Below are 9,162 nucleotides of genomic sequence, written 5' to 3'. Positions count from 1 at the left end.
ATTCAGGACAAGACTCAATATTTAATATGTCATCATTAATGTGAAATAAATTATGTTTATAATAAGATAATAGCTTTTTAGGAATAAAAATATTTTCTTTACAATTACCATTGACTATAACGCCGCATGGTATTTTACGAGAGTGAAACTGAACTTCCATTGCTGATATATCTGTTAATGCATATGATACTTTTATATTATTAGTTATCTTTCTTCGTAATTTAATTAGGGGGAATCGAGTTCCTTCAATGAATCCATTTGTTATTTTATAAACAATTAAACCAGCTTTCGTGAAAAGCCTAATACTCTCATTAAGAATGGCTTTGTATTTATGATCTCGATGACCTATGTTTGGATGTGCTTGTATATAAAGAATATTTATTTTTTTGATTTTACAAAATTTTATTATCTTATGTGTGGTTTCATTATTTATCGAACTATAATTTTCTTCTGGGATTCCCCCCTCCCATGTTGGAGCATATACAGCAGAACGAGAATTTACATCAAACTGAAAATAATTATGCCCAATGAAAGTATTTCCTAGTTTAATTACTTTCCCATTTCTGATATCGAATGGTGTAAAAATTCCGGACTTAAGATATCTATCAATACCTACATCTCCAGAAGTAACTACGTAATCATAAATTCTTATAATCGGTTTTACAGAAGCAAGTTTATGGCTTTCACCATGTGTAACAAAAACGTGAATCAGGTTTCTATTTGCCACAATACGACAATTTGATTGAGCGTTGAATAAATAGAAAACAATTTTACCATTATTAAAAACCAAGTCTGAATTTTTCTTAATAAATTTAAATGAAATATTATGTTTATTAAACTTCTCAGTGAATTTTTTTTCTATTTCTTTATAGTACTTACAATACACACTTATGCAATCTTCCACATTGAATACTTGTGCCTGAAAATAACGAATTAACTGTTCCAAAGCTCCTTCAATTTTTGTATCAATATATAAGTAGTATAGGTTATTAACAGACACAATATATACCTTTTATTTATCGCCCATCTTTTCTAACATCTATAATAAGACCTGTGCTATTAGCTCCTAATACTTTGAGGCTTGTCAGGGCAACATCTCTAGGATCTAATAATAACTCTGCAGGTTCAATGCCAAAGTTGATGGTACGCATTGGAGTTGCAGTTCGTTCAGGGTTAATACAGTTTACTTTAATATTTTCAGATGACCATTCCTCAGCTATTGCTTGTGTAAAGTTTACAATAGCAGCTTTTGATGAGGAATAAAGAGCATAATATGAACGGCCACGCGTGTATGAACTTGAAGTAAAATTAAGTAGCATCCCTGAAGATTTCTTCAAATATTGCTTGGATGCCATCGCTATATTTACAGCCCCAATAAAATTTATATTTATTAGAGTATGAACTTCTTCATTTGTTAACATATCAATAGGTTTTTTTATCAAAACCCCAGCAGTATTAATGATATAATCGATGCAACCTAACTTTTTCTCCATTTGAGCAAGATAGTTTTTTACACACTCAATATCAACAATATCAACATTATTGAAGCTACGGCTAGCAATTTCAACATTCGCTCCTAATAAAATAGCTGCTTTCTTTATCTCAAGACCAATCCCGCTGTTTCCACCAAATATAATTATATTTTTATCTTTAATATAATCAAGATTATCACCAGGGTTAAATGAAATTTTATTTGCTTCCTGAAGAAGCTTCTCAGCAATAAAAAGATCAATTGGGTGTGTAACTTTCATGTTTGATTCAGCACCAACCACAGTTGCTACACGTACACCAGGTACCATTGAGCGTACAACACCACAATCACAAGTAAAACTAAATCGCTGAGCATTGATGGCACGTTGATAGGCCTGTTTCAGCGTCCCTAATTTAAATGCCTGAGGGGTCTGGCCCCGGCGCATTACAGCCCTGTTTGGAATATTAGAAATACATCCATCGTCATACACTTCGACGAGCGTATCAGCGGATGGAATCACAACATCTACAGCCTCAAAATTTCTTAAAGCATCAATGCAATTATTAATAATTGATTCATTAATTAATGGTCTTACTGCATCATGAAGTAGAATATTAGAATTGTTATCTTCTCCCTCAAGACCTTGTAATGCTGAATAGGTTGAATCAAATCTCTCTTTCCCACCATTGAAAACTTTTGTAACTTTTTTCCATTGATTTTTTTTTACAAATTTCCAAATTAGGTCCACATAACTTGGGTGAGATACGATAATAATTTCATCAATATTCAACGATTTTTCAAAAGCTTCTACAGTGTACTCAATTACAGCCTTACCTGCTAATTTTGTAAATTGTTTCGGAAGTGTACCGCCAAATCTTGACCCCATACCCCCCGATAGAATAACAGCAATATTTTTCATTTTTCCACCATATAATTTTATAAATGCAATAAATATAAGAATCATTAAATATGACACAACATGATATTTAAAATGTTGTGTCATACACAAACAAATAAAATTAATGAATGATCTTCTTAGATAGCTTAATTATTACATTCCCCAGCACTGGCTTTAATATTGGATTAAATGCCGTTTTGCCAGCAAGTCTAACAATTTTTTTATTTGAATCAGAGAAGAACATTTCAGGATTTCGTTCAAGCTTATTGAGAAGTCTTATCTTTCTGCTGTCAGAACTTTGTGCTGCTAAATGTTGATTAATTTTAGCCGGCTCTTTTGTCTTTACTTTTGAAGTATTAGTTGGTAGTACTTTTTGCTTGGCGTTACTAGGTTTAGCAGATAAGGCTTTAGGGTTTTTAAGGTATTCTTGATATTCTTTTTTTATCGAAGGTGTTGATCTTGCTAAACTCATTTTAATAGATCTTGTAAAAGCACCAACTGGTTTTCCTTGTTTTAATAAGGCTAAAGATTCTGAAGTGATTGCCGGTGCAAATTCCCTTAATGCTCCCAGAGATGCTTCAGAGTATAACAAATGAGCCATTGAGTTTACTAATACCGGATCATCTTGATGATCTCTATACCATTCAAAAGCAAAGCTTGAGAAGTGACGCTCAATTGTGCTTACATCAGATGTGAAGGGTAAGCTATAAAATTCGTTTACGAATTTTTTCAAGTACTTACCTAGAGACCAATAGAGTTCAGCATCAAACCTAGCTCGAGCAATAACAGGTACAACTTTTTTTAATTCTCGCTTATAGCCCGTGACAGTACCATGTGGACAATTAGCAAATATAGCCTCGACAGGAATGAGTGATATATTATTAGTGCTATAATTTATTCTAATATCATTATCAATGGATGGGAGAATACTTCGATAATAATAGAATACGCATTCGGAAGGCTTATCAAAAGCATTATCTATAAGTTTTCTTAAACATGTCTGTGTATACCCTCTGGCCCAATATTCTACGAATGCATATTTTTCATCCGGATTGATTTCTTGTTTGATATAATCAATAACGATCTTTCTCTCTTCTTTAGCCTTCTCAATCAAATAATCATGATACTTTGTGGATTTGCTAAAAAACTCTCTGAGTGCAACAAGTTCTGCAGGGCTAATTTTAGAGGATTTATTGAGCCCAGTTTCGGGAAAAAGCTTTTGAAATAAATTATGACTAATACTTAATGAAGAAATTAACTTATCATAATTATCAACACCAACCAAATTACCAAAATTAGAGAAAAACTCATCATCAATACTTTCAATCATTGCAGGAACACGCCATGCTCGACGAGAACCATAAAAATATTTCGTTTTGATATTCAGTTTTTTTAAACTAATATAGGCGTCAGCAATTTCTTTAAGAAAATGTCCATCTCGCGACACAAAATATAATGTTTCAATTCCTCTATCAATGGCATTTCTAATACACCAAGCAACATATGGAACCATATAACCTGAGACATGTGCGTAACAGAAATAATCTTTTTCATTAATACTATTAAAGCGCATTCGAGATAACAGGCTGGTCAGAAGATAAGAATCGTAATTTCGTATTTTATTAATCAAAGCAGTTTCATAAGCATTAATCTTCGGTATTTTATGTATTTGAGATTTTATTCCTAACTCCTTAGCTTTTGTTCCATCTGATGTAGCATTATCACCATAATGAATCCATTCTTTAAAGCGCCAAGGAGAATGGTCTTTATAAACCCTAAGATACAACTGCTGGCTTGCTTTTTGCACACCATACTCAGAGGATAGATATAACGGCAATTTATTTAATAAAGGACTTACGTGAGCCAGCATATTCGAAATAACTTCTTTAGGTAGATACATGTCCGATATTAATACAACCGTTTCATTCTCTTTAACCAGTTGCTCGGCTTTTTTCACCATCTCATCTATGGGAATTACGTTTTCATATTCAGTCTGTATTTCCCAATCCATTAGCTTAGTAATTTGACAGTCATTTAGATTATATACTGATTGTATTCTTGAGAATATGTCTCGATAGCTAATTTCATAATGTCCAATGGTCTTAATCAATAACTCTCGGCAATTTGCTTCTGCTTGCATTCTGATATTAACATAATCAGTATGGAAGATTTCAGGGAACCCCTCATCAGAAGCTTTTATTAATTCCATAACCTTATAAAAAATACCTTTTGGAATTAAGCATTTACGTCCAATGAGAGTATCAAAAACATCAAAACTATAAAACGTTGGCAAAACCCCTTTATTACCAATTTTAAATTGATTTGTTTGATTAATTATATTTTCAAATGTATTTTCATCATCATACGACCAAAATAACTCTTTTATTTTTTCAAGATTATTATCAGAATAAGTTTGATATTCATCAATAGCATCAATTAACTCACCAAAACTTTGACACACTTTTCCTGATGTGTGCGATTGATAATCATAAAGCATGATGTGTTTTTCATCGTCAAAGTCAAAAATATATCTAATGAAATTTTTAACACCTGCAGATACCAAATCATAATAAATTGACGAATAATCTATTATTGCCAAATCAATTTTATTGAAAATTTCATATATATCATTCTTATTATCCCAGAAAATAATATTTCTATATTGACCAACCTGTTTTTGAAGTGTTTTAAAATAAAAATCATTAGATATTTCAGGATGCAATTTAATAATTAGGCATAAATTATTTTTCTCTAGTGTTTTAGATAAAACATTTATATCCTTAATCGCCAAATAGAGGAAATTCTTAGGATTTTTCTCTCTAAATGTCGGCGCGTACAATGCTAGCTTCGTATCTTTAGGCAACCCAGCCTGAAAAATAATATCATGATTATAAGTAACTACAGGCTCGTATAATGATTGATAAATGCAACGCGGGTAACCACCTCTTATAATTTGGTCATCAGTTAAATCCAGCTGTTCTTTAAAATGTTTCTCCATAAATGGAGACGTTACCAAAAAACACATATTATTGCTGAATTGCTCATTATATGTTATGTGCTTTTTGGCGATTCTTTGATATAAATATTCTCTATCAGCCTTCTTCTCTATTTGCTTTAATCCAACACCATGATACAAATTTAATATTTTAGTATTTAATAACTCTTTTGGGTATATTTCCTTACAATGCTCATTTACATAAACACCAGCAGCATTTAATAATTGAGAACCTTCTTTTGATTTAAAATGACATGCATTAAAACCTAACGATTTAATATAGTCGACATTTTTCTGATCACCACTGATATAACAAGCAAAAATATCAGGTCGATAGTTTGAAATATATATAAATAAATATTTCACATTCCCTGTAAATAGACCAGCACTATTAAACAACCAGATGTTATCTTTAGTGTAATTATTAATTACATAGTTAATGTCTTGCATTTATAAAACGCTCTCTGGATTTTTTACTTATGATAAACACCACATAATTGTGGTAATATTACATTTAACTAAAAGTGTGAATATTTATAGTGGAGTTTATAATTCAAATCATGACTTATAGCCTATTCTCTTATTTATTTAAGTCTGGATTATGTACGCATCATATAAAAGGAAAAATATTTATTTTAATAACATACAGTAATTAAAGGTCTATTTAGGTTGATTGTTGTATAACCTTTATTCTTTTTTATACTCCTCTATCCCCTCCTGAACATCCTCAAAAAACCCAACCGCATTATCGTCTTTAAACACAATGGCCACATCACAAAACTCTTTCAATGAATTCAAGCTATGTGAAACCATCAAAAAGCTAGACTCTTTATGCCTTTCTTTAAATAAGTGAGCGCACTTTTCTTTAAACCTGGCATCACCGACTGCGGTTACTTCATCGACGATATAATAATCAAACTTAAATGCCATGCTTAAACCAAAGCCCAGGCGAGATCGCATACCAGATGAGTAAGTTTTGATCGGCATATCAAAGTACTTGCCGAGTTCAGCAAATTCTTCGACAAACTCAATTTTCTCTTTCAGTTCTTCTTGCTTCGCGTATAACCGCGCAACAAATTTTACGTTTTCGCGTCCGGTTAAACTTCCCTGAAATCCACCGGCGAGGCCGACTGGCCATGATATCGTTTTATTGGTGATGATCTTTCCGCTATCGGGGCGGTCAATGCCACCAATCATTCTCAGTAACGTTGATTTACCTGCACCATTACGACCAATAAAGGCAACGCTTTTTCCTGAAGGGATTTCGATGTTTAAATCCTTAAACACATAGTGTCGCCCCGTTGGCGTACGATATGACTTCGTCAAATTCTCAATCTTAATCATGATGTCAGCATTGCCTCCTCACGAGTTCGGTATAACGCCAGACCAATGAACAGGGTTATCAATGTAAACATTGCCAGGTAGTTCAGACTCACGCCTTCGCTAATATAGCCAGGCATAACGGCCTCACGACTTAACTCCACCACATGTACTAATGGGTTCCAGAGAAGATAAGACCAATATTGCTTAGGAATTGAGTGCAGAGGGAACATGATGCAGGAGATGAAATAAAGAGGCTTAAGAAGTATCGGCAGAACCTTTTGCATTTCGGGGAAGGTTTTACCAACGACCATGAATATTAAGCCAATGCTGCATGAAAATATGATCAGCAGACTCCAGGTAGCCACAAGTTGTAAAAAATTTGTTATCTCGAAATATTCGCCTGCCATCCTGACAATGAGCATAAGCAGAATATAAACAGCAACGTAAATCAGCGTCTCAAGCAGGGCGCGCGCAATGATCGTATCGATGGGTTTTACTGGACGATAATTAAACAACCCCTGGTTCGCTTCAATAGCACCGACAGAACGTTTGCTGATACTGCTAAAGATAAAAAAGGGAATCAGGCCATTAAGTAAAAACACCGGGAACGAGATGTCTGGCATCGTGCGGTGCATAATGTAACCAAAAATGCCCAACAGTATCAGCAAATGCGCAGAGGGTTCGAGAATCGCCCACAAATACCCCAGACGAAACTTACCAAAACGTGTTCGTATTTCTCGTAGAAATAATGCCTCTACGGTGACTTTCTGGACTTCAAATCCACTTCTTGCCATTTGATGATGTGATCCTAATCTCTTCAGGTACGCTACCGCCCTTGGCTTAACAGCTACCAATACACTGGAGGTAATACTTGTTTGTAATTGGATAAAATACGTTCAGACGGTTTGGCTTTTTTAATAGCAGCAAACAATTTCAGCAGAAATTATTTCTGCAGGGATAAATTGTTCTATTTCCGTCTTATTTCTTCTAATCCATTCTTCAGGCATGAATGTATTCGGTCTTCTGGTCATTTCAGAAAACTGGCCGTTTTAGAATGTAGAGTTAATTTCTCAGGAAATTATGCGTAACTCTTTTTGCTTAGCCTTTATGGGTAAAAAAGACGTAAAGCACCATGCATTCTGGATTACTCCGGAACGCACTTATTCAAAATGAGTTGTTAATTTCACAAGAAATTATTTTTGCTTTTACTGTTAACTACTGGATTATAACACCACCTATAAATTTTATGCGTAGCAACACCTGCAATCTGTTTTACACCAGAACGCACGAATTTATTACCAATCAATTGTTTACCGAGAAACTATTTCCCTATTTAAAATTCACTCATGTACTTCTTATTTATATCTTCAGCCCCCTCTTTGCGGTCATATTTGTGATATTCGTCACATTTAAACAATGTTATTTAAGTCGCAGGAATAATTCCGGCAGCAATTATTGTTGTCGATTAAAATATATGTCTTGATTATTTATCGCGTTTATTTTAACCAGCGTTACAGCCAGCACTATCCCTCAGTAGATATACCTGAGCAGACATTGTTTCAAATCGACGGATAGTTTCTGTGGAAATTATTTTGCTTACTTAAAATTTCCTTTCTGATTGTCTCCAGGAATTTTAGTAATTTCCAGGCTACACAAAATACAGATCACACAAGAATTATCCTATATGTTTTGACCTATCAATTGCCACGCAATGATTTATTACATCTATTAATGATCATGATGTATTGCCACACTTAAGCATATTTATAGGATGCAGGGCTGCTTCAGGAGAGAACTCGTATCTGTTGTTTTGCAGAACATTCAGTGATGACGGGAATGGGATATTTCTTATTGCAAAAATATTCAATTCGGTGAGTGGATAAGAAGATTATACACTCACCTTTCGGGTTTAATTTCACAGGAAATTTACTGGAACACTTATCCTCTTATCAACTCCAGTCGCTGCACATTCACCATCCCTGGCTTCTCACCTGCGCTGACATCAATTTGTGTCACCCGCAGCGCATACTTTTCATCCAGCGCGTTTAACCAGTTCAGCAGGTCATTAAACACCACAGGATCTATCCAGACCTGGATATTCTCCCCGCGCTCGGCTATCCGCTTAATGACCACTGAATGCGCCGAAGCACTGTCACTGATGACCCGCGATACCTGCGCAGGCGTTGTTGTGGCGGATTTTCGCGCTGCGATAATATCCGGCGCGGCGCTCTTCAGTCGCGCGTTCATCGCCACCAGCTGCTGCAACACCGTCTCCTGTTGCTCAATCCGTTCGCTCAAAGGCTGCCAGATGAGGACGTAATATCCGGCGCTAAACAGAAATACCGCCGCTGCCAGTAACATGCCTTTTTCACGCGGCGAACGCCCCGCCAGGTGTTGTGCCAGCCAGTGTTCGCCACGGCTTAACTGGCGTTCACGCCATTGCTGAAAATAGTGAATAAATTTATCGCGTAACAT

At 34.9% G+C, this 9,162-nt stretch carries 6 protein-coding genes; all 6 read right to left on the bottom strand.

Features of this window, described 5'->3' with window-relative positions; all coding sequences use genetic code 11:
• Nucleotides 1-1,000: hypothetical protein (locus tag HEN21_RS12155; protein WP_183082916.1), on the bottom strand; the 1,000-nt coding region annotated here is incomplete at its 3' end.
• Nucleotides 1,001-1,016: 16 nt separating this feature from the next.
• A complete protein-coding gene (locus HEN21_RS12150) occupies nt 1,017-2,390 on the bottom strand; it encodes a bifunctional cytidylyltransferase/SDR family oxidoreductase (RefSeq protein ID WP_176252656.1) in 1,374 nt (457 codons plus the stop codon).
• A 100-nt stretch (nt 2,391-2,490) separates the two neighbouring features.
• A complete protein-coding gene (locus HEN21_RS12145; protein ID WP_183082915.1) occupies nt 2,491-5,814 on the bottom strand; it encodes a CDP-glycerol glycerophosphotransferase family protein in 3,324 nt (1,107 codons plus the stop codon).
• A 237-nt stretch (nt 5,815-6,051) separates the two neighbouring features.
• Nucleotides 6,052-6,708 carry an ABC transporter ATP-binding protein gene (locus tag HEN21_RS12140; protein WP_176251962.1) on the bottom strand — a complete coding sequence of 219 codons (657 nt, stop codon included), beginning with the start codon at nt 6,706-6,708 and terminating at the stop codon, nt 6,052-6,054.
• On the bottom strand, nt 6,705-7,481 hold the full coding sequence (locus tag HEN21_RS12135) for an ABC transporter permease (protein ID WP_176251961.1): 777 nt from the start codon (nt 7,479-7,481) through the stop codon (nt 6,705-6,707). Before HEN21_RS12135 ends, HEN21_RS12140 begins: the two co-directional genes overlap by 4 nt.
• Before the next feature lie 1,144 nt (nt 7,482-8,625).
• Nucleotides 8,626-9,162, bottom strand: coding sequence for a GspM family type II secretion system protein YghD (yghD, locus tag HEN21_RS12130; RefSeq protein ID WP_176251960.1), 537 nt, complete (start codon nt 9,160-9,162; stop codon nt 8,626-8,628).

Source organism: Escherichia sp. 93.1518 (genome assembly GCF_013368915.2).
GTDB classification, from domain to species: Bacteria; Pseudomonadota; Gammaproteobacteria; order Enterobacterales; family Enterobacteriaceae; genus Escherichia; species Escherichia ruysiae.
This window is presented reverse-complemented; position numbering and strand designations above follow the sequence as displayed.